We start from the raw sequence: 21,546 nt of genomic DNA, 5'->3' as shown, positions 1-21,546 counted from the left end.
GGCTTATCTTGTTTATATGCAGACCCAAAGCTCCGCACTTTTGTTGGGCTTTAGCTTCGGTGCTTCTAGTCTTGCTTTGTTTGCAAAAGCAGGCGGCGGAATATTTACAAAAACCGCTGATATAAGCGCAGACTTGGTAGGCAAAGTTGAGTTAGGCATTCCTGAAGACGATCCTAGAAACCCTGCGGTTATTGCTGATAACGTAGGCGATAACGTAGGCGATGTAGCAGGTATGGGCGCTGACTTGTTTGATTCCAATGTGGCATCTATGACAGCGGCATTGGTTATGGCAGCAAGTATGGGTGATTCTAGAAATGTAATGATGGTGTTCTGCTATGCTACTATCGGACTTTTGGCTTCAATAATAGGAATATTCCTTGCACGTATGGGCAAAAAGAGCGGTCCTACTTTTGCTCTTAACATGAGCACTTATATAACAACTGCTCTGTTTTTAGGTCTATCGGCTCTTGCGACGTTTGTATTTACTTTCAGTTGGCGTATTTGGGGCGCTTCGGCATTGGGACTTCTAGTCGGCGTTTTGATTGGTATAGTTACAGACTTCTTTACCAACGACACCAAAAAGCCTGTTCAAAACTGCGCACGCGCCAGTGAAAGCGGACCTGCATTTACTATTCTTTCGGGTGTAAGCTATGGATTCATAAGCGCATTGCCCGCTATGATCGGTATTGCTATTTCTGCTTTGGGAGCATATAAGCTTTGTGAACCGATGGGTGAGCAATATGGAATGTTTGGTATCTCCATGGCTGCGGTAGGTATGCTTTCTATAGTTGGTATGATTATAAGCAACGATGCTTATGGTCCTATTGTAGATAATGCCCGCGGACTTGCAGAAATGGGCAATTTGGGCGATGAAGTTTTGGAAAGAACAGACGCGCTAGACTCTGCTGGTAATACTGTTAAGGCTATCACCAAGGGCTTTGCTATTGGTGCCGCAGGACTTACAGTAATAGCACTTTTAGGAACATTTATAAGCGAAATCAATACCGCATTGCCTCAAGCTGAACAAATAAAAGGCTTTAACTTGACCGATCCTATTGTGTTCTTCGGCCTGATGATAGGTGCTGCTGTGCCCGCAGTATTCAGCGCATTGCAGATTTTGGGCGTTGACCGTAATGCGCAAAGAATGGTAAAAGAAATCCACAGACAGTTTGACGAAATCCCTGGCCTAAAAGAGGGTAAAGAAGGCGTTGTGCCCGAATATGACAAGTGTATAGTTATAGCAACACATGGCGCTATCAGAGAGCTTATTCCTGCAGGTCTGTTTGCTATTTTGATTACATTGGCAGTAGGATTTATAGGCGGCGTTAATGCTATCGGTGGATTCTTGACTGGTAATATTATAAGCGGATTGTTGCTTGCATTGTTTATGTCCAACAGCGGCGGTTTGTGGGATAACAGCAAGAAATATATCGAAGCCGGCAACAACGGCGGTAAGGGCAGTGAAGCTCACAAATCAGCAGTTGTAGGTGATACTGTGGGTGATCCTTTCAAGGATACAGCAGGTCCTAGTATCAATACACAGATAACAGTTGTAAGCTTGATTGCATCTTTGATGGGAACAATCTTCTTATCAACCAACCTCTTAAATTTGTTTTAAGATAAATTAAATTAAATTTAATTTGAAAGGCAGGATTTGATTCCTGCCTTTTTTATTTTCAGTTTTTGACGATTTTTATAACTAATTTTGGTTTTTATTTAATATTTATATTACTATGTCGATATATGATCTAAAAATAGGGCAGACAGCATTGATTATAGGAGTGTCTGGTGTCAGTTCAAAAAAACTAACTGAACTTGGTTTTGTAAAAGGCACTAAGGTTACTTTACTTAACATAGGCTTGTTCGGCGGCAGGCTTATCAAATTTAGAGACTGCGTTTTGGGACTTAGAAGCACATTGGCAAAAAATATTGAAGTAAAATGTATTTGAGGTTTTATGTCTTGTATTAAAGTCCTTATGATTGGCAATGCCAATACAGGCAAAAGCACTATTTTTAACGAACTAACCAAAAGCAATCGTCATACAGGCAATTGGTACGGCGTTACCGTTTCGGGCGCACAAAAAGCATTTTTATATAAAGACCAGAAAATAATATTGGAAGACCTTCCAGGAATATATTCTTTGAAAATGGCAGGCGCAGAAGAACAGGTTACCTTAAACCGACTAAAAAGCAATGACTATGATGTAGTGCTTAATGTTTGCGAAGCCAGGGCATTGTCTAGAAATTTGTATCTATCCATGCAGCTTCGTGCTTTGGGCGTCAATATGATTATCGCCGTAAATATGGCTGACGAGCAAAAGGATTTTATAATAGATTATAATCTAATGTCTCAAAAACTGGGTGTTCCTGTCGTTTCTATAAGTGCTAAGAAAAAAACTAATCTTGATGTCTTGTGCGATATGATTTTAAGTGCAGGCGTATATAAAAAAACATCTTGCAAAGTTCAAGATATTGATAATATAATCCAAATCCTTGACACCCAAAAAACTTATGAGCAAATAGACGAACTAATGTCAAAGATAAAATCAAAAAAGCCACTCAAAAAAATAGACGCTGACAAAATCATTTTAAGCCCTATCCTAAGTTTTCCAATTTTTGCATTGATTATGACAGCCGTCTTTTTTGTAACGTTTGAATTGGCAGGCAGTTTTTTATCTGATATTTTGCGACAAGGTTTGGAAGTCTTGTCCAAAAGAATAGAAACAGGACTTGTCAAAACAGGCGCTACGATAGGATTTAGAAAGCTGGTGTGCGAAGCAATTTTGGGCGGAGCTGCAAGCGTGATAGAATTTTTGCCACAGATTGCGGTTTTGTTTTTGTGTCTTTTTATCTTAGAAGATAGCGGATATATGGCAAGAGCTGCGTATATTTTGGACGGAGCTTTTCAAAAAATAGGACTTAACGGAAGGGCTGCTTATACATTGCTAATGGGTTTTGGGTGCTCGGCATCTGCTGTATTTACATCCAAAAGCATAGAACAGCCAAGCGTCAGACTAAAGACTGTAATGATAACGCCTTTTATGTCATGCAGCGCGAGAATGCCCGTTTTTTTAGCAATAGCAGGCGTGTTTTTTAAAAAAAACACATATCTAGTAATAACTTCGCTATATCTAGGTGGTATAATTACTGCGTGTTTAGTAGCGATTTTACTTAACAAGATATTAAAAATCGATGTTAAGGAAAATGACTTTTTTGTTGAATTGCCGCCATATAGGTTTCCTTCTTTTAAAAGAGTATTTAAAAGCGTCATTCAAGAAGTTAAAAACTTTTTTATACGGATTTGTACTGTGCTGTTTTTGGTTAATATTATCGTTTGGATTTTGGCTAGTTTTAATTGGACTTTTAGATATGTAGGCTTGTCAGGCAATAGTATTTTGAAAAATATTTCAGAATTTTTGCTGCCTATTTTTTATCCTTTAGGCATAACCAAATGGCAGGCGGTGTCAGCGCTTTTGAGCGGATTTGTCGCCAAAGAGACTGTTGTTTCAGTGATTACGACGCTTGGCGGTATAAATGCAATATTTACTTCATCTTCACAGGCTTTTTCCTTTTTGGTCTTTGTGCTCTTATATACTCCATGCGTTGCGACTATTGCGGCAATCAGCAGAGAGCTAGGCAAAAAATGGGCAATAATATCTATTTTGATGCATACTATTACTGCCTATATTATTTCTATGTTGGTTTTTGGTTTGACAATATTATTTACTATTTTATCGCCTAATGCTATAATCATTCCAGCATGCATAATAATTATGCTGCTTATGTTCCGTACGGCATTTATGTTTAATAACCAAAAATTAATAAAAAAACAATGATAGAATACAAACACTCAAAACAACCTATGAAATTATCTAAGTCCCTATCTTTACATGGGCATGATGTTTCATATAATAATCTGATGAAAATTTTGCGAAAAAAAGATGTTTTGATTAACGGTATAAGAGTCAACAAAGATGTCGTAGTCAATCAAAATGATCTAATCAAGATATATGTTCCAAAAAATCCATCTTCTGTTTTAACCAAAACAATACCAATAATATATCAGGACAATAATATAGTAATAGTAGACAAGCCGGCAGGATTGGAAACCGAAGGAGAATTTTCGGTTACAACTGTTCTTCAAAATATGGGTTATAATGCCTTAGCTGTTCACAGACTAGACAAAAACACACAAGGCATAATGGTGTTTGCGCTTAACGCCATAGCCAAAGAAGAACTTGACCTTGCTTTTTTTCAAAAAAGGGTGCATAAGATTTATAGAGCAGAAGTTGCCGGGTTTTTAGATCCGCCCGAAAATACATTGTCGGCATATCTTTTTAAAGACAGCAGTAAATCCGAAGTCATTATCAGCAAAACCCCAAAAGACGGCTATGTTTCCATAAAAACGGGATATAAAGTAATTAAAGAATTGGAACTAACTTCATTAATAGATGTGTATTTATATACAGGGCGAACTCATCAAATACGTGCGCATATGGCGTTTATAGGACATCCTGTAATAGGCGACGGCAAATACGGCGATTATAAAATAAACAATCAATTAAAAGCTAAGACCCAAAGGCTCAAAGCGTACAGCTTGTCGTTTGAATTTAAAGACGGAGTATTGTCTTATCTTAATCAAAAAACTTTTTTGACCAATACAGATTTTAATTAAAAGATTTTAATTGTTTTTTAATTATTCTTTAACCTTATTTTCTTATCTTTAAAAATTAATAATGATATACTATTTATATAATAGTTTTTTAGGTGGGGATTTAATATGAAAGTTCGTAGAGCAAAATACGGCGGGATTACTTCTATTATTTTCGGCATAATTTGGTGCTCGATGATATCTGATCGTTTTGAATCTTTTTATATTTTTCCTTCCTTTTCTTTTTTTAATATTATTGGTATAATCTGTATAATAACTGGAATAGTGCAAGTAATTTTGCAAGTAGTAAATAAAAAAGAGCATATTCCAAAAGACCATACCGACATGCCGTATTCTGACAGTCATTCACATGAATATAATTCGGGAAATAATAATTATAGTGAAAATATATTAAAATGTCCTATGTGCAATAGTGAAGTGGATAAAGATCAAAAGTTTTGCATTAATTGCGGCTATCGTTTAAAAGATTAGTTTAGGAGGTTTTTAGAATGAAAGGTAAAGGCGGAGATGTTTTTGGTAATATATTTGTAATAATTTTTGGTTCGTTATGGACAGCTATGGCAATAGGTATGACCAGTATGGCACCTGGAGAAATGTGGTTTGTCAAAATTATTTTTCCTGCCTTTGGATTTTTGTTTGTGAGTTTAGGTATTTATAACTTAGTAAAAGGAATAAAAGGTAAAGACCAAAAACATAATTATACGCCATATTATACTGATAGCCTAGATCAAGAACAAGAGGAAAAAGAATATAAGGTTTATAGAGAAGACAACAGATTAAGATGCCCTATGTGTAATAGCGAAATAAAGGAAGAGCAGAAGTTTTGTACTAACTGCGGCAATAAACTAAAAGATTAAAGATTTTTATGGTATTACAAGGAAAGAAGATTTATTTAAGAGATTATATATTTAGCGATATTAACGATCATATTAATTGGAACACCATGGAAACCGAATGGCTAAAATGGGATGCACCTTGGGAAGAAAATGATTTTGATGCGGCAAAATACATAGATTTTATGACTCAAAAACTTCTTACTCCCAAGACGGACGACGATATTAGGTGGTCCTTTCAAATAGTAGAAAAAAATAGCGATATTCATATAGGATGGGTATCGTCTTATGATATTGACGATAATTTTGAATATTCTCAAAACGGCTCTCATCTTGCAGTGGGTATTGATATACCTCCCAAAGAGTATCGAGGCTGCGGCTATGGAAAAGAAGCGTTGCTATTGTTTATAGATTATTTCAAGCAAAAAGGTTATAGAGAGTTATTTACTCAAACATGGTTTGGAAACTTGAGAATGATTGCACTTGCCAAGTCGTTGGGTTTTGTTGAAGTTGACAGAAAAAAGGACAAGCGTTTAGTTGACGGAATATATTATGACGCTTTGACTTTTATGTTAAAGGTTTGATTTATTTTTTAGTTAGATTTGCTAACACTATTAATGTAATTCTATTACTTAACAAGTATTTGATATGATGTTATAATTAGCTGAAAATAAGGAGGTAATTATGAAAACATCAGATTTTATATTGACCAATCTCGCATGCGAAAATTGTGTTGCAAGAGTAACCAAAGCTGTAAAAAAGTTAAAAGGCGTAAAATCATATAAAATTACATTGGATTCTATGACAGTAGAATATGATGAAAATAAATTGACAGACCAAGATATTATTAATGCAGTTGAATCCTTAGGATATAATGCAAGACCTAATCAAAATCAATAAAAGCTTTTAGTTGCTTAATTTTAGGTTTTTTTATACTCCTAAAAAAGCAAATTTTTGGGAATATTATTTTTTTAGAAAGGATTTTTGATGAGAGTACAAAGTTATAAAATTTCTGGAATGTCATGTGCTGCTTGTTCAGCAAGAATAGAAAAGGCACTAAAGCGCACCAAGGGTATAAAAAGCGCCAATGTCAATCTTGCGACCAATTCTATGCTTGTGGAATATAACGAAGAAGTTATTACAAGCGATCAGATAATAAAGGTAGTAGAAGACACAGGCTATAAAGCCTTTTTGCATGCTGATCTTAGCAAGGACCAAAAAAGAGCAATAGAAAAAAAAGAATACTATAATCTTCTTATACGCTTTATAGTTTCTGCTGTATTTGCTTTGCCCTTATTGTCTGTTATGTTTATTCATATGTCAGGTGCAGGGCATTTTCTTAATGAGCCTGTATTTTTATATATTCAATTTGCTTTTGCAACAATAGTTCAGTTTGGAACAGGCTGGACTTTTTATGTGGGAGCATTTAAAGCTATAAAATACAAAAGTCTCAATATGGATGTCTTGGTCGCATTGGGGACTACCGCGGCTTACGCTTTGAGCATATATAACATGGCAGTTTTTTTAAGTCATGGTCATCACGGCAATGTGGATTTGTATTTCGAATCGTCCGCAATAATTATAACTTTAGTATTTTTGGGCAAATTTTTAGAACACCGCGCAAAAAGCCATACTTCGGATGCATTAAAGCAGCTTATGAGTTTTCAGGCAAAAACGGCAAGACTTATTACGCCTGAAGGAATTGAGCTAGAGATAGATGTTGACAATATCAAAGAAGGCGATTTGTTATTGGCAAAGCCTGGTGAAAAGATAGCAGTTGACGGAATCATAGAGAGCGGAACTACATCAATAGATGAGTCAATGCTGACAGGCGAAAGTATTCCGTCTGACAAGGCGCCGTCTGATAAAGTGTTTGGCGGAACGATCAATCTTACAGGTGCTGTGAAATATAGAGCCACAAAAGTAGGTAAAGACACTGTATTTTCCAAAATAATAGAGCTTGTTGAACAGGCACAGGGCAAAAAAGCACCCATTCAAAAAATAGCCGATAAGGTTTCGGGCATATTTGTTCCTGCTGTATTAGGCATAGCGTTTTTGATATTTATAATTTCTGTCTTTATTATAGGTTTTGAGCCCGCTTTGATTCATTCGGTAAGCGTGCTTGTGATTGCTTGTCCTTGTGCTTTGGGTCTTGCAACACCTACCGCTATTATGGTAGGAACGGGCGGAGCTGCAAGACGAGGTATTCTTTATAAAGGCGGAGATATACTTGAGCGCGCTCATAATATAGAGATCGTAGTTTTTGATAAGACTGGCACAATAACAGAAGGCAGACCGCAGGTTAAAGAAATAGTACAAGTAAATAAAGATGCATCTAATATAATGGATATAATTATGTCTGTTGAAATGCAGTCTGAACATCCGCTTGCGCAAGCCATTGTGGAAAAAGCCAAAAGCATGGGGGCAAAATATATTGAGCCTCAAAATTTTGTTTCTGTTGCAGGAAGAGGAATAAAAGCAGAAGTAAACGGAACCAAAGTATTGGCAGGCAATCTTGCATTTATGCAAGAAAACAATGTAGATACGCAAGGCTATGAAGACTATACTCAAAAAGGCGGCACTGCGGTTTTTATGAGTCAAAATAATGTTTTGAGCGCAGTCTTTTTGATAACAGATACAATCAAGCAAAACGCCAAAAACGCAATAATGGAACTAAACGCACAAGGCATTAAGACAATAATGCTGACAGGCGATACCGCACATGCAGCCAAACTAACATCTGAAGAAGCAGGAATTTCTGATTATATTGCAGAAGTTTTGCCCGCGCAAAAAGAAGAGCAGATAAAAAAGCTCAAAGAGAGCGGAAAGGTCGTGGCAATGGTAGGCGACGGAATAAACGATGCACCTTCACTTGCTAGCGCTGACGTAGGCTTTGCCATGGGAACAGGAACGGATATAGCAATAGAAGCCGGCGATATTACGCTTATGAATGGCGATTTGAAAAAGGTTGCTGACGCAATACGTATAAGTAAACGTACAATAAGCAAAATCAAGCAAAACCTTTTCTGGGCGTTTATATATAATTGTATAGGAATTCCCCTTGCGGCTTTGGGAATACTTAATCCGATGATAGCAGGTGCGGCTATGGCTTTGAGTTCGGTTTCAGTAGTAACAAATTCTTTGTTATTAAAACGACAAATCAATTCTAAAAGATAAGGTTTTTGACAATGTTATGTTATAATTATTTATATATTGTTTAAAGGAAGGAAAAATGTATTATATTGGTGTTGATATCGGCGGTACTAATATAAAAGTCGGAGTGGTTGATCGTGAAGGCAATATACTAAAAAAAGCTTCTTTTGCCACTTTGGTAGAAAGACCGCATATAGAGATTATCAAAGAAATTGATAGTACCATCAGAACCTTAGTCGCCGAATTGAATCTTAAGATGGATGATATAAAGGCAATAGGCATTGGTTCTCCGGGTTCAATAGACAGCAAAACAGGAACAGTTATTTATACCAATAACATTAATTGGAAAAACGTTCCATTAGCTAAAGAACTTACTTCTCTTACCGGCATTTCAGCTTATGTACATAACGACGCCAACGCCGCAGCGATGGGCGAGTGGATGTTTGGAGCAGGCAAAGGTCATAATGATATCGTACTTATTACCATAGGGACAGGCATAGGAGGCGGCGTTATAGTAAACGGACAACTCTTGGAAGGCAATTATTCTGCGGGTGCTGAACTTGGACATACAAGACTAGGCGGCGAAGGCTATGCATGCACATGCGGAAGAGTGGATTGTTTTGAAGCTTATTCTTCAGCTACAGCTTTGATAAGATTTACCAAAGAAGCCATGCAAAAGCATCCTGACAGCAGTATGTGGCAGTATGTAGGCGGAGATATAAACAAAACCAGCGGAAAAACAGCTTTTGAATGCATGAAAACTGGAGATAAGACAGCCAAAGAAGTTGTAGATAAATATATATATTATCTGGGCGAAGGTTTGACCAATATGGCTAACATCTTTAGACCAGATCTCATCATATTGGGCGGCGGAGTATGCGCTCAAGGTGAATATTTGACAAAGCCGCTTCAAGAGCATTTGGATAAAAACATCTATGCCAAGGATTTGGTACCCACTGTAAAAATAGTTACAGCTACGCTTGGCAACGATGCAGGAATAATTGGTGCAGCGGCATTAGGGATAAACAGACATGAGTAAAAAAGCATTACAAATTATAGCAATAATAGCAGCGGTATTTTTGTTTGCTTTTGCGATTTTCTTTACGGTAGGCTTGTATTTTAGATTTAAAGAGCCTTTAAATGCGCTTGCACTTTTCAGCCTAGTGATAGGAGCGCCTTTGGCTTGCATTGTATGGTTCTTTAAAAAGAGAGAGCAAAACACCGAAGAACTTCTAAAAAGAATAAACGAAGAAAATCAAGACGAAGAAAATCAAGATTTGGATGAAAATATAATAGATTCTGAAGATATTCAATCTAATGAAGAAGTAAATACCGACAATACACAAGATATAGAGAAGAAATAAGAATGGAAACACTTGTTAAAAAACCTGATGAACAATCGCTTGAATTAGCCAGCAATATTATTAAAACAGGTGGTTTGGTCGCTTTTAAGACAGAAACTGTTTATGGACTTGGAGCAGATGCTTATAATGTTGAAGCGGTAAAAAACATTTTTGCAGTCAAAGGCAGACCTGCTGACAATCCTTTGATAGTGCATTTGTCTGATGTTTCTCAAATACTTAACGTGGCAAAAAGGATAACGCCATTAGCGCAAAAGCTTATTGATGCTTTTTTGCCTGGGGCATTGACCTTGATATTAGATAGAGCAGACAGCATACCTGCTGTTATAAGCGCTGGACTTGATACTATAGCGGTTAGAATCCCGTCGGATAAGACCGCAAATGCCTTTTTGAAAGCGGCGGGCGTGCCGATAGCCGCACCGTCAGCCAACACTTCTACTCGTCCCAGCCCTACAACGGCCATGGATGTATATGAAGATTTGAAAGGCAAGATTCCGCTTATATTGGACGGCGGAGATTGTACTATTGGACTTGAATCCACCGTAATAGACGCAAGAGGCGAAAAACCTGTTATATTAAGGTATGGCGGAGTAACTCAAGAACAAATAGAAAAGGTTTTGGGTTTTAAGCTGAGCGCCAATACCACAGATTCAAAAAAGCCTATCGCACCTGGTATGAAATACCGCCATTACGCGCCCAATGCTGAAATGTATTATGTATCATACGGCAAAGCCGAAATGGTGGAAAAATTATATAATGATTGCCAGCCCAAAAAGACAGTAGTTATTGCGATAAACAATACGCTTCCAGCACCCAAAAGTTATCAAAACTTTTGCAGTCTGGGCATAGACGCCAAAGATGCGGCTCACAATCTGTTTAGGCTATTAAGAGAACTCGAAAAGGAATACGAAGTTATAATTGCTTATGCTTGTCCTGAAGAAGGATTGGGGGTAAGCGTAAATTCAAGGATGAAAAAGGCTGCAGGTAAAAATATAATATAAAGGGATGAATTTTATGGATCAATCTAATCCTTCCCAAAAGATATTGTTTGTTTGCACAGGCAATACCTGCCGTTCGCCTATGGCGGAAGTGATTTTCAAGACTTTGGCAAAAAATCAAAGCTTGAATTTTAAGGCAAGTTCCGCAGGCTTATATGCGCAAAAAGAGCAGATAAGCCCTAACGCAAAAGAAGCGCTAAAACAGTTAGGCTATATTCCGCCAAAATCAAGATTGTCCAAACAGCTTAACCAGAATATTTTAAACACAGCAGGTATTGTCTTTACTATGACTGACAGGCAAAAGGCGCAGTTACAGCCGTATTTCAAAAATGTATATTCTATGTCCGAAGTTTTGGGATATGAAATCAATGATCCTTACGGCGGCAGTTTAGATGACTATATAAAATGCGCTAAGGATTTGGAAAACGCAATTAAGATAATTATACACGAATTATCAAAATGATAATAGACATTGCAATCAAAAGGCATTTGGCTATATAATAATAAAAACATTTAATTTTTAGGAGCAAAAGATAAAAATGATAGCTTTAGGAAACGATCATGCAGCTTTCAATTTGAAAAAAACAGTCATAGAATTTTTGAATTCAAAAAATATTCCTTATAAGGATTTCGGAGCTTTTGAAAAAGTCGAAGGCATAGATTATCCCGATTATGCATTAAAAGTTGCACATGCTGTAAGTTCAGGCGAATGCGAAATGGGCATTCTTTTGTGCGGAACGGGCATAGGCGTATCCATTGCGGCCAACAAGGTACGCGGCATCAGAGCTGCGGTATGCACTGATAGTTTTTGTGCAAAAGCGGCTAGACAACACAACAATGCCAATATTTTGTGCATGGGCGAAAGAGTAATAGGACCTGGCGTAGCTTGGGAAATACTAGAAGGATTTTTCTCTGCCCAATTTGAAGGCGGAAGACATCAAAGACGAGTAGAAAAAATAATGGATATAGAAAAAGATCCTCATATGAAATAAAATAATTAATTTTGGATGAGATATGTTAAAAGCAATATTAGATGTAATAATGCCTATTCAAGAATCCACAGGATTGGAGATTGATATATTTACCCCGAAAGGAGAGCGTCTTGTCAGCACGCAAGACCAAAAACCGTCATATCATTTTGATATGAGCGTGGAGCAATTGCTAAAAAATGATAGCATATTCTTGGACAAGGCAAAAAATATTACATACTTCTTAGTGCAGCTTTTAAATAAAGATTATATAGGCGTAATTATGGGCGCAAACGAGGTGTCCAAAAACTATGCCTTTATGGTAGCAAGATTGCTGGAATCCTCATTCAAAACAGATGGAAACACCTTAAACAAACAGGATTTTTATAAAGAACTGCTTATGGGCAGTCTTGAATCGTCAAAGATTATTTCGTATAAAGAAAAATACAATCTTTTGGATCAGTCTTTTTATGTCATTAATATTTTATGCCAATCAAAAGACATAAAAGACATTTTGGAATTTTTAAACGAATTATTAAGAGAACCTGATATTATCGTTCCTATGCAGGAAGCCAACATCGCGGTTTTGAAAACATGCGGCGTAGATGATGATTATCAATCGGCAGGTGAATTTGCCCGAATGGTTGTGGATAATATTCAGCAGGAACTTTCCAAAACAGTATATATAGGTGTGGGCGGCATTGCACAAGATTATATTTCCATACCTGCTATGTATTCTCAGAGCATTTCTGCGGTAAGACTAGGAAAATTAATTGAAGAAAGTTCAAGAGTTTATTCTTATAAAGACTATCTTTTGATAAAACTGTTAGAAGACCTGCCCCAAGACAAGGTCAATCAGTATCTCAATATGTCATTAGATAAGAGTGCATTAGCGGTTTTAAAAGACCGAGAGCTTATGGAAACTGCGGACCAGTTCTTGAATAACAGCCTTAATATTAGTGAAACCGCAAGAATAATGTATATGCACCGCAACACTTTGATCTATCGATTGGACAAAATAGAAAAAATGACAGGACTTAACCTAAGAAAGTTCTCGGACGCTATGGTCTTTAGAACGCTTAATATTCTTTATAAATTATATAAGAGCGAATCAAGATAATTTTAATTTAATAAGAATTTGAAATCTAAAAAAGCCTATCAAATAATTTTGATAGGCTTTTTTGATATTTAAAAGCTAAACATTATTTTCATACGTAAAAATTTTGTCTAAAAAGTCTTGTTAAATATAGATTTGTATAGTATAATAATGTAACAACAAAGCTTTTCTTTTTAAATCAACTAGGAATTTAGTATCACCAAATTGGAATGTAAAAAGTTGTTTTAATAAGATTTGAATTTTTCAAATTTAGTAGTCTTTTCATATTGAAGAAAAAAATTAGATAAGGAGGAGGTATAAAATTTTGATTTACAGACTAAAGCTTGCTTTTAAGCTTGAGAAAAACAGTATAACAATTCGACATAACAATCTTTTTGCATCTTTCATCAAAAAGTGTTTAAGTCAAGAGTATCCCGAAGTTTTTGAAAAGCTTTATTCAAGCAATATTTCAAAACCCTTTACTTTTGCATCATATTTGCCTGGGGCAAAGCCTGACGGCGAAGTGTTTGTGCTGACCAATGATATATGCAATGTAATTATATCATCTTCAGACAGTGCGTTTTTGATTGAACTTCAAGCATGTCTTAAAAAAAGCAAATTCAAGCCGTATCCTATGCCTTTGGGCAACACTATGATGCTTATTTCGGTAGATTTTGAATTGCTAAAAGAAATCACAGAAGATAAAGTAATTATAAAATTTTTAAGTCCGCTTTTGGTAAGAAACCATAACCGTGAAACTAATAAAGATTTTTATTTGGATTATACCAGTCCGGATTTTGAAGAAAAGCTCAACATAATCGTAAAAAACCAAATTGGAAAAGATGTATCCATAAGTTTGAAACCTGTCAATGCGCATAGAACTGTAGTGAATTGCCTGGATGATAAGGTTAATTGTTCTTATGGAATATTTGAGCTGTCAGGTGATGTAGATGTGATCAACAAGCTGTATAAAGACGGCATCGGCTCCAAAAGATCTTGCGGATTTGGCTGTTTTAATATTTTGAGCAAGGGGGCATGATATGACGCTTAAGATTACTACCGACAACACAGTCTATAATGCAGGCATAATTGGTTTTTTGGATGTTTTGGAAGAATGTAATATTTCTTACATTATCCATGGACCTGTATTGTCAATAGAGAGCGATGATTTAATAAAAGCGGATTTGGGACAAGCATTTATTGATTTGTGCATCAAAAAGTTTTATAAATCCACAGGTATTTTTAATGCCATAAACCAAGCTCAAAAGCTGCTGGATTCTAAAAGTTATGATGAGAAAGAGTTTATAAAAAGTGTTAAAGAAATAGCCAAAAGGTTTTTGCAGGCAAGTATAAAAACAGGAATAGAGACTTTGTTAAAAAGCGGCTTTGAAACTGATATTTTGGAGATTGCGGAGCAGTTAAATAAGGAAGAACAAGCCGAGAGCGCACAAGCGTTGTTAAGGCGTCTTTTAGCTGAGTTTGAAAAAAATGAAGTTAAAAAAATGATATACATAAAGAGCATTATATACACCAAAGTTCGTCAGATATGGGATGGAATATCATTTTTGAACAAAAACGAGGCTAAAGTGCATCCTAAAGAGAGCTTTGACAGGGTGTTTGTGCAGCCTCTTAAGAAAATGATGGATAATCTGGACAAAAAAGCTAAAAAGAGCTGTGCAATATGCGGTATAGAATATAACGACCTTACATCATTTTCTTATCTCAACGATATTGGAATTGATGTCAATCGAAAGAAATCAGCCTTTTGGAATTTTAAACATGATTTGAGCATTTGTCCTTTGTGTAATTTTATTTATGCATGTACTGTTTTGGGATTTAATCAGATAGGACAGGATATGGTCTTTATAAATAGCGGTACTGATATAAAGCAACTGCAAGAAGTCAATATCAAAAACCGTGATAATGAAAGGGAAGGCAATTACCGTTATAAAATTATTTCTCAATTAATTCTTGAAGAAAGCGAGCAAAAGGCGCAAGAATTCGGACAATATCATTCTTTGGAAGTTTTGGTAAGACATAGCCTAAACAGCGATAAGAGCATTTATCTTATTGATATCATTGATAGAAACACTTTGGATACTATCATAAAATGCAGAAATGAAATCAATTTGCTTACCAAAAGTTATGCCCGTTATTTTGGAGAGCCTTTGCAATACGCCGTACTTGGCAAACTGCTGGACAGACAAGACTTATATGAAATCATCAATTATTTGTTAAAAGAGTCCAATGGAGATTATAGCTATGTCTTTGAAGCTAATGTAGTTTTGAATATTCAAATAAATACGGAGGTAGAACAAAAAATGAAACAGTTAAGGTTTTTGAGCAATGCTGCCTTAGAAGAAGGCGCTGAGTTGCGCAGATATTTTTATGACGGCAAAAACAATGAAAACAAACTCAATGCTAATTGCATCAAGTTGCAAAATGCTTTGCGCAATGAGGATACTGAGTTGTTCTTTGATATATTGTTTAAGCTTTATTCAGGAACGAAAGTAACTCCATCTTCTATATTTTTGGAAGCCTTGACAGACAACTTTAACCCGATAGCCACAGGCTTTATATTGGGCTTGATGGGAGCAAAAGATAAAAACAGCAATAAAAAAGAAAATGAATTAAAAGACGTAAGGGAGGAATAAAAAATGAAAAAAAATGGATTGACTTTGACGGTTGTATTTGAAGCACAAAGCGCTAATTATGGCGAAAGCATAGGAAATATAGCTTCTCTAAAACAGCTGTCGCGCGGGGACGGAAAAAGCTATACTTATATTTCCAGACAGGCACTAAGATACAGCATTGTGCAACAGCTTAATTGGGATAAAACGCCGGTAAAAGCAGAAGGCAGCGGAGATAAGGCCGTAGTTCAATTCGCGCCTGAAGCAACTATCACTCAGTATCCCGAAATCGATCTTTTTGGATACATGAAAACCAGCAAGGGTAAACCAGGCGGCGCGACTACCCGCAATGCAGTGGCAAGACTTTCTCATGCTATATCTTTGGAAAGCTACAAATCAGATATGGATTTTCTCAACAATATGGGGCTTAGCAAGCGTCTTGCTGGTGTAGATAACAGTCTTGCTCAAAGTGAAAATCATAAGTCTTTTTATGCGTATACATTGACAATTGATTTGGACAGAGTGGGCATAGAAAAAGATTCCGAAGGCAAAGTAATCGAAGAAATTCCTGCCACAGAAAAGGCGAGCAGAGTTTGCGACCTATTGGATGTAATCAAACTTTTGTATAGAGATATACGCGGACGCAGAGAAAATCTCAATCCTGTTTTTGTTATTGGCGGCGTTTATGAACGCAAAAATCCTTATTTTGAAGACCGCATTAAGCTAAATAAAAACAATTTGGACATTGACAGACTAAAAGACGCTATTAATATTGATGAGGATGCTGTCAAAAACACTAAGATCGCATACGTTCAAGGCAGCTTTAATAACTCAGAAGAGATCGTAAAAAACCTCAATCCTGTCAGTGTTAACGAATTCTTTGAGGATTTAAAAGCAAAGGTAAAGGATTATTATGCTTAAGTGCATCAGATTAAAGGCGTATCAGACATACGCCAATTACAAAAAACCTACAGCAATAGATGTAGGTGAGAGTTATCTGCTGCCTGCGCCCTCAACGGTTATAGGTATGCTACACAATGTATGCGGTTTCAAATCGTATCATCCGTTGAAAATAAGCATTCAAGGCATTCATAGCACATTGACCAAAGATTTATATACGCGATACTTTTTTGGGACAAGCTATGAACCCGAAAGACATCAATATAAAGTGCGCAATCTAAAAGGCGGATATGACGGTATAACAAGAGGTTTGGGCAATAATATTTTATTAATAGGAGTTAATCTTTTGATTCATATATTGCCTGAAAACGATGAAGATTTTGATGTTATATTTTCTAAGCTAAAAAATCCCGAAATATATCCCGCTCTTGGAAGATATGAGGATTTGTTACGCATAGACGAAGTGAGCATTGTAGAAATTGAACCTGCTTCATGGGCGTATCTAAAATATGATGCTTATATTCCTGTAGATATGGCAAGCGAAGAACTCACATATCCCGTTCATAACCTTAACAAAGTTTATACGCTTAGCCAAGAAGATAACACTCGTGTATGGCAAAAAATAAAATGCTACCAAGTCAAAAGTGATAAGATGTTAAGCTTCAAGGACGGCGCATATAAAGAAGCGCATACGGATAATGGAGTGTTTTTCATATGACAGTATATAAAGCCAAACCTGACCAGACTTTAGAAGAGCATATAGCCAAGGCTGAGGCGATGTTTGAACAGTTTGTAAATGCTTATGGAAAATATTTTTCATTTAAAGAGCTAGAAAGCATAAAATTTGCCATAAAGCATCATGATGACGGAAAGAAAAATCCGCATTTTCAAAAAAAGATCAATGAAGGCAAATATACCGTAGAGGGAGAAATCCCTCACGGTATATTGAGCTGTGCTTTTATTGATTTTAACCAGCTTGTTTTGGAATTTGACGAAGATTATGCAAAAGCAATTTTAAGAGCAATATATAATCATCACAACCGAAAGTTTCCGTCAGATCAAGAAATCTTAGGCTATATTAATAACTATTTGGTAAGTTATTTTGACCAAAAAATTCATTTTTTTGTAGAGTCGATTATTCAAGGCAATTTAAGAAATAAGCGTCTAAAAGATGAGGACTATTGGCGATTTGCTGTAATCAAAGGCATGCTCAACAAAATAGATTATGCGGCATCGTCTAATGACCAAACATATTCTCAAGGCGTAGAACTGCCGGCAATAGATGTGTCTAAAAATGTTTTGAAAAAATTTGAACCCAATCCTTGTCAGCAGTATATGTTAAACAACAGAGACGAAAATATAATCGTTATTGCTTCTACAGGTTCGGGCAAAACAGAAGGCGCATTATTGTGGGCAGGGGAAAATAAGACCTTTTACACATTGCCCCTAAAAGTTTCCATAGATGGACTATATACTAGGTTTATTAAAAATAATTACATAAGCGGTCAAAGCCTTGGACACCTTCATTCGGATACAATAGACTTCATTTTGGATGTTGATAAGGACGACAGCAGTTATAATGACGCACTTTTGTTCCAAAAAAGGTCAAAAGCCTATATTTATCCATTGACTATAAGTACAATAGATCAGCTGTTTACCTTTGTTTTTAAGTATTTTGGAAGCGAAATAATTACAGCTACTCTAAAGTACAGCCGTATTGTCATTGATGAAATTCAGTCTTACAGCCCAGGTGTTTTGGCTTGTATAATATACGGGCTCAAAATTATCACGCAATTGGGCGGCAAGTTTTGCATTATGACAGCAACATTGCCTCCTTATCTTCTAGATGAATTCAAAGGACTCGGAATTTCCGCCCTGGAGCCTCAAAAATATCTTATGGACAAAATCAGGCACAACATTGCTATAATCGATGATAAGGAGTTTGATTTTGAAGCGATAAGCGAACAGGCCAAGTCTCAAAAAAGAGTTTTGATAATTGTCAATACGGTCAAAAGAGCGCAAAGCGTTTTTCAAGAAGTAGAAAAACATTTTTTTGGCAAAATAGTATTGCTGCATTCGCGTTTTCTAAAAAACGATCGCAAAGCTAGAGAAGACGAAATCAGAAACTATCAAAAATTGCCTAAATCCTGTATCTGTATAAGCACTCAAATAGTAGAAGCGAGCCTGGATATAGATTTTGATGTTTTATATACAGATATGTGCCCTGCAGATTCGCTTTTGCAAAGATTGGGAAGATGTTATAGAAAAAGAGAATATAACTTATCTGAGCCTAATGTCTTTGTCCTTAATTCTGATATATATAAAGGCATATATGACAAGGATATATTTTTTCTTAGCAAACAATATCTAAGTCAATATACAGGAGTTTTTTCTGAACAGAATAAGCTAGAGTATATAGACCAGGTCTATAAAAAAGACAATATAATCAATACTGAGTTTTATATAAAATATAAAGCCAGATTGGATTTTTTAGAAAAAATTATACCTGGGGCATTAGAAGAAAAAGAAGTAAAGCAAAAATTCAGAGATATACTCAATGTCAACATTATTCCAGAAAAATTCAGAAATAAATTAACTCAAAAACTAGAACAAAACAGCATGCAGCAAGACAGTCATAAAAGACGTGAACATGAAATTATAAAAGAATACAGCCTATCTATACCTTATTCTAGTTTTAACGCAATTCAATACAATCAAAAAATAACATGCAGCAAACTTTCAGACACCGATTATTATTATGTTGATCTTAAATATGACGATAAACTTGGCTTGCTAAATCAAATTGATGATGAGGTTAGCAACATATTATGAAAATAACAGGACTTATGGTCAATTATTACTGCTTATGCCAAAGAAAATTATGGCTCTGTTTTCATAAAATTAATATGGAAAATGAAAGCGAACTTGTTAATATAGGTAAGGTAATAGATGAAAGCACGTATGAAGATGAAAAACATAATTTTTTCATTGAGGATCTCGCTAACATAGATTATCTAAAAAATAATACAGTCTATGAAATTAAAAAATCAGATAAAATGCTTGAGTCTGCGATAATGCAAGTTAAATATTATCTTTATCTTTTAAAAGAACGCGGACTAAAAAACATAAAGGGTAAAATAAATGTCCCTTTATCAAAAAAAAGCATTGATGTATTTTTAGATGATGAAGGAATACAGGAAATTGAAAAATGCTTGGCTGAAATTGAAAAAATTTTAAATTATAAGCTGCCGCCACAAACATTAGAATCAAAAATATGTAAGAGCTGCGCTTATTATGAATTATGCTTTATTTGAAAGTACGCTGCATGTGAGGTGATATGTGCAAAACAGCTATTATTTATTTTCAAACGGTGAATTGAAAAGAAAAGATAATACTTTACGTCTTAGTACTGAAGACGGAACTATATCAGATATTCCTATTGAAAAGGTATATGATATTTATGTCTTTGGTGAGCTGAATATTAATACTGCTTTACTTAATCTTTTATCCAAATACAAAATAGCAGTTCATTTTTTTAATTATTATGAACACTATATTGGAACCTATTATCCAAAAGAAAGTAATTTGTCAGGAGCGCTTTTAGTAAATCAAATTCAGCATTATGAAATATTGAATAAGCGTTTGAAATTGGCAAAATTATTTGTGTCTGGAAGTGCAGACAATATTTTAAGGAACCTAAAATATTACAACACTAGAGGAAAAGAGTTAGATAATAGTATTCAGGAAATTTCAGAATTAATGACTCAATTATCATATATGGATAGTATTTCTTCTGTTATGGGCATAGAAGGGAATATCAGAAAAAACTACTATGAGCAATGGCAGATAATAATTAATAAGGATATTGAATTTGAAAAAAGAGTAAAAAGACCTCCCGACAACATGATTAACTCTTTGATATCATTGTTTAACAGCTTGCTGTATAACAAGATTATTACAGAAATTTATAAAACTCAGCTTACGCCTACAATCAGCTATTTGCATGAACCGTTTGTAAAAAGATTTTCTTTGGCTTTGGATATTTCTGAAGTTTTCAAACCGCTTATAGTAGATCGTTTTATTTTTTCATTATTTAATAAAAATATGATAGATGAGAGCGATTTTGAAAAGCAGACTAATTCATTAAAATTAAAAGAAAGTTCTTTTAAACGAATACTAAAACTTTTTGATGATAGACTTAAAACGACTATTACACATAGAACACTCAACCGAATAGTAAGCTATAGGTATCTTATAAGACTTGAATTATATAAACTAATTAAGCATTTGATAGGAGAAAAAGAATATGATCCTTTTAAGATATGGTGGTAAAGATGTATATAATTTTGGTGTATGACATAAATACAGAACAAAAATCTAATGTCGCTAATAGAGTGTTTAAAATATGCAAAAAATATTTGGTTCATATTCAAAATTCTGTTTTTGAAGGAGAGCTAAATGAGTCGCAATTTATTAACTTAAAAAACGAAATAAAAAAATATTTAAGAAAGGATTTAGATTCTTGTATAGTATTTTATAGTAGAAATGAAAAATGGCTTAATAAAGAATTTATAACTGAACCAAAAGATGACACATCCTGTTTTCTTTAATCTGTCGAACACTTATAACCCATATTTACTTGGAGATCGACAGATGAAATTAATTAAAATTAACGCTAATATTAGATATAATAAAACCATAATACAAAAATAATATTAATTCTTTATTAAAATGATGCTTTTTAGGTAAAATAATATATATTTTACGGGTTTATAATCCATCCATATTGGAATGTAAATAAGTTAAGACAATCAAATAATTTACCGTTTGCTTTTGTTTATAATCCATCCATATTGGAATGTAAATCTAGCCGTTTGATAGTTTATGCAAACAGGATAAGCAGTTTATAATCCATCCATATTGGAATGTAAATGG

23 protein-coding genes and 1 CRISPR repeat array are annotated in these 21,546 nt (G+C 35.1%); all 23 genes read left to right on the top strand.

Translation table 11 applies throughout. The annotated features are described in order from the left end of the window. Window positions 1–1,618 (top strand): sodium-translocating pyrophosphatase (locus VIL26_08250; protein ID HEY8390918.1); only part of this gene is annotated, 1,618 nt, incomplete at its 5' end. Between the two features lie 115 nt (window positions 1,619–1,733). Then, window positions 1,734–1,949, top strand: coding sequence for a FeoA family protein (locus tag VIL26_08245; protein HEY8390917.1), 216 nt, complete (start codon window positions 1,734–1,736; stop codon window positions 1,947–1,949). 6 nt (window positions 1,950–1,955) lie between these two features. Next, window positions 1,956–3,836 (top strand): ferrous iron transporter B, encoded by a 1,881-nt coding sequence (locus VIL26_08240; protein HEY8390916.1) that lies wholly within the window; start codon window positions 1,956–1,958, stop codon window positions 3,834–3,836. Then, the gene (locus tag VIL26_08235; protein HEY8390915.1) at window positions 3,833–4,675 is read left to right on the top strand and encodes an RluA family pseudouridine synthase; all 843 of its coding nucleotides are present in this window, start codon (window positions 3,833–3,835) and stop codon (window positions 4,673–4,675) included. Before VIL26_08240 ends, VIL26_08235 begins: the two co-directional genes overlap by 4 nt. A gap of 105 nt (window positions 4,676–4,780) precedes the next feature. After that, the gene (locus VIL26_08230; GenBank protein HEY8390914.1) at window positions 4,781–5,143 is read left to right on the top strand and encodes a zinc ribbon domain-containing protein; all 363 of its coding nucleotides are present in this window, start codon (window positions 4,781–4,783) and stop codon (window positions 5,141–5,143) included. 17 nt (window positions 5,144–5,160) lie between these two features. Beyond that, a complete protein-coding gene (locus VIL26_08225) occupies window positions 5,161–5,529 on the top strand; it encodes a zinc ribbon domain-containing protein (protein ID HEY8390913.1) in 369 nt (122 codons plus the stop codon). 8 nt (window positions 5,530–5,537) lie between these two features. After that, window positions 5,538–6,089 (top strand): GNAT family protein, encoded by a 552-nt coding sequence (locus VIL26_08220; GenBank protein ID HEY8390912.1) that lies wholly within the window; start codon window positions 5,538–5,540, stop codon window positions 6,087–6,089. 100 nt (window positions 6,090–6,189) lie between these two features. Continuing rightward, complete coding sequence (locus VIL26_08215; protein HEY8390911.1) at window positions 6,190–6,405, top strand: heavy-metal-associated domain-containing protein; 216 nt, start codon at window positions 6,190–6,192, stop codon at window positions 6,403–6,405. 87 nt (window positions 6,406–6,492) lie between these two features. Next, a complete protein-coding gene (locus tag VIL26_08210; protein ID HEY8390910.1) occupies window positions 6,493–8,682 on the top strand; it encodes a heavy metal translocating P-type ATPase in 2,190 nt (729 codons plus the stop codon). Window positions 8,683–8,737: 55 nt separating this feature from the next. Further along, window positions 8,738–9,697, top strand: a complete 960-nt coding sequence (locus VIL26_08205) for an ROK family glucokinase (GenBank protein ID HEY8390909.1) — start codon at window positions 8,738–8,740, stop codon at window positions 9,695–9,697. Beyond that, on the top strand, window positions 9,690–10,022 hold the full coding sequence (locus VIL26_08200; protein HEY8390908.1) for a hypothetical protein: 333 nt from the start codon (window positions 9,690–9,692) through the stop codon (window positions 10,020–10,022). Before VIL26_08205 ends, VIL26_08200 begins: the two co-directional genes overlap by 8 nt. Before the next feature lie 2 nt (window positions 10,023–10,024). Further along, the gene (locus VIL26_08195) at window positions 10,025–11,020 is read left to right on the top strand and encodes an L-threonylcarbamoyladenylate synthase (GenBank protein ID HEY8390907.1); all 996 of its coding nucleotides are present in this window, start codon (window positions 10,025–10,027) and stop codon (window positions 11,018–11,020) included. A gap of 13 nt (window positions 11,021–11,033) precedes the next feature. Continuing rightward, window positions 11,034–11,480, top strand: coding sequence for a hypothetical protein (locus VIL26_08190; protein HEY8390906.1), 447 nt, complete (start codon window positions 11,034–11,036; stop codon window positions 11,478–11,480). Window positions 11,481–11,556: 76 nt separating this feature from the next. After that, complete coding sequence (gene rpiB / locus VIL26_08185) at window positions 11,557–12,009, top strand: ribose 5-phosphate isomerase B (protein HEY8390905.1); 453 nt, start codon at window positions 11,557–11,559, stop codon at window positions 12,007–12,009. A gap of 22 nt (window positions 12,010–12,031) precedes the next feature. Further along, on the top strand, window positions 12,032–13,105 hold the full coding sequence (locus VIL26_08180) for a helix-turn-helix domain-containing protein (GenBank protein ID HEY8390904.1): 1,074 nt from the start codon (window positions 12,032–12,034) through the stop codon (window positions 13,103–13,105). A gap of 301 nt (window positions 13,106–13,406) precedes the next feature. Beyond that, window positions 13,407–14,120 carry a CRISPR-associated endoribonuclease Cas6 gene (gene cas6, locus VIL26_08175; GenBank protein HEY8390903.1) on the top strand — a complete coding sequence of 238 codons (714 nt, stop codon included), beginning with the start codon at window positions 13,407–13,409 and terminating at the stop codon, window positions 14,118–14,120. Between the two features lies 1 nt (window position 14,121). After that, window positions 14,122–15,735: a type I-B CRISPR-associated protein Cas8b1/Cst1 gene (gene cas8a1 / locus VIL26_08170; GenBank protein ID HEY8390902.1), complete on the top strand. Its 1,614-nt coding sequence runs from the start codon at window positions 14,122–14,124 to the stop codon at window positions 15,733–15,735. A gap of 3 nt (window positions 15,736–15,738) precedes the next feature. After that, window positions 15,739–16,632: a type I-B CRISPR-associated protein Cas7/Cst2/DevR gene (gene cas7i, locus VIL26_08165; protein ID HEY8390901.1), complete on the top strand. Its 894-nt coding sequence runs from the start codon at window positions 15,739–15,741 to the stop codon at window positions 16,630–16,632. Beyond that, window positions 16,625–17,329: a CRISPR-associated protein Cas5 gene (cas5, locus tag VIL26_08160; protein HEY8390900.1), complete on the top strand. Its 705-nt coding sequence runs from the start codon at window positions 16,625–16,627 to the stop codon at window positions 17,327–17,329. Before cas7i ends, cas5 begins: the two co-directional genes overlap by 8 nt. Beyond that, window positions 17,326–19,443, top strand: a complete 2,118-nt coding sequence (gene cas3, locus VIL26_08155; protein HEY8390899.1) for a CRISPR-associated helicase Cas3' — start codon at window positions 17,326–17,328, stop codon at window positions 19,441–19,443. The genes cas5 and cas3 overlap by 4 nt, the downstream gene beginning before the upstream one ends. Then, window positions 19,440–19,925, top strand: a complete 486-nt coding sequence (gene cas4, locus VIL26_08150; GenBank protein ID HEY8390898.1) for a CRISPR-associated protein Cas4 — start codon at window positions 19,440–19,442, stop codon at window positions 19,923–19,925. The genes cas3 and cas4 overlap by 4 nt, the downstream gene beginning before the upstream one ends. A 25-nt stretch (window positions 19,926–19,950) precedes the next feature. Next, a complete protein-coding gene (gene cas1b, locus VIL26_08145; GenBank protein HEY8390897.1) occupies window positions 19,951–20,943 on the top strand; it encodes a type I-B CRISPR-associated endonuclease Cas1b in 993 nt (330 codons plus the stop codon). Between the two features lie 2 nt (window positions 20,944–20,945). Then, the gene (cas2, locus tag VIL26_08140) at window positions 20,946–21,221 is read left to right on the top strand and encodes a CRISPR-associated endonuclease Cas2 (protein HEY8390896.1); all 276 of its coding nucleotides are present in this window, start codon (window positions 20,946–20,948) and stop codon (window positions 21,219–21,221) included. A gap of 158 nt (window positions 21,222–21,379) precedes the next feature. After that, a CRISPR array of direct repeats spans window positions 21,380–21,544; the repeat unit is 31 nt; unit sequence GTTTATAATCCATCCATATTGGAATGTAAAT. Between the last annotated feature and the right edge of the window lie 2 nt (window positions 21,545–21,546).

The sequence above is a fragment of the Clostridia bacterium genome, from assembly GCA_036562685.1.
In the GTDB taxonomy this organism is placed as follows: Bacteria; Bacillota; Clostridia; order Christensenellales; family DUVY01; genus DUVY01.
Note: the sequence above shows the minus strand (reverse complement) of the source record. Positions and strands in the feature narration are given on the sequence as shown.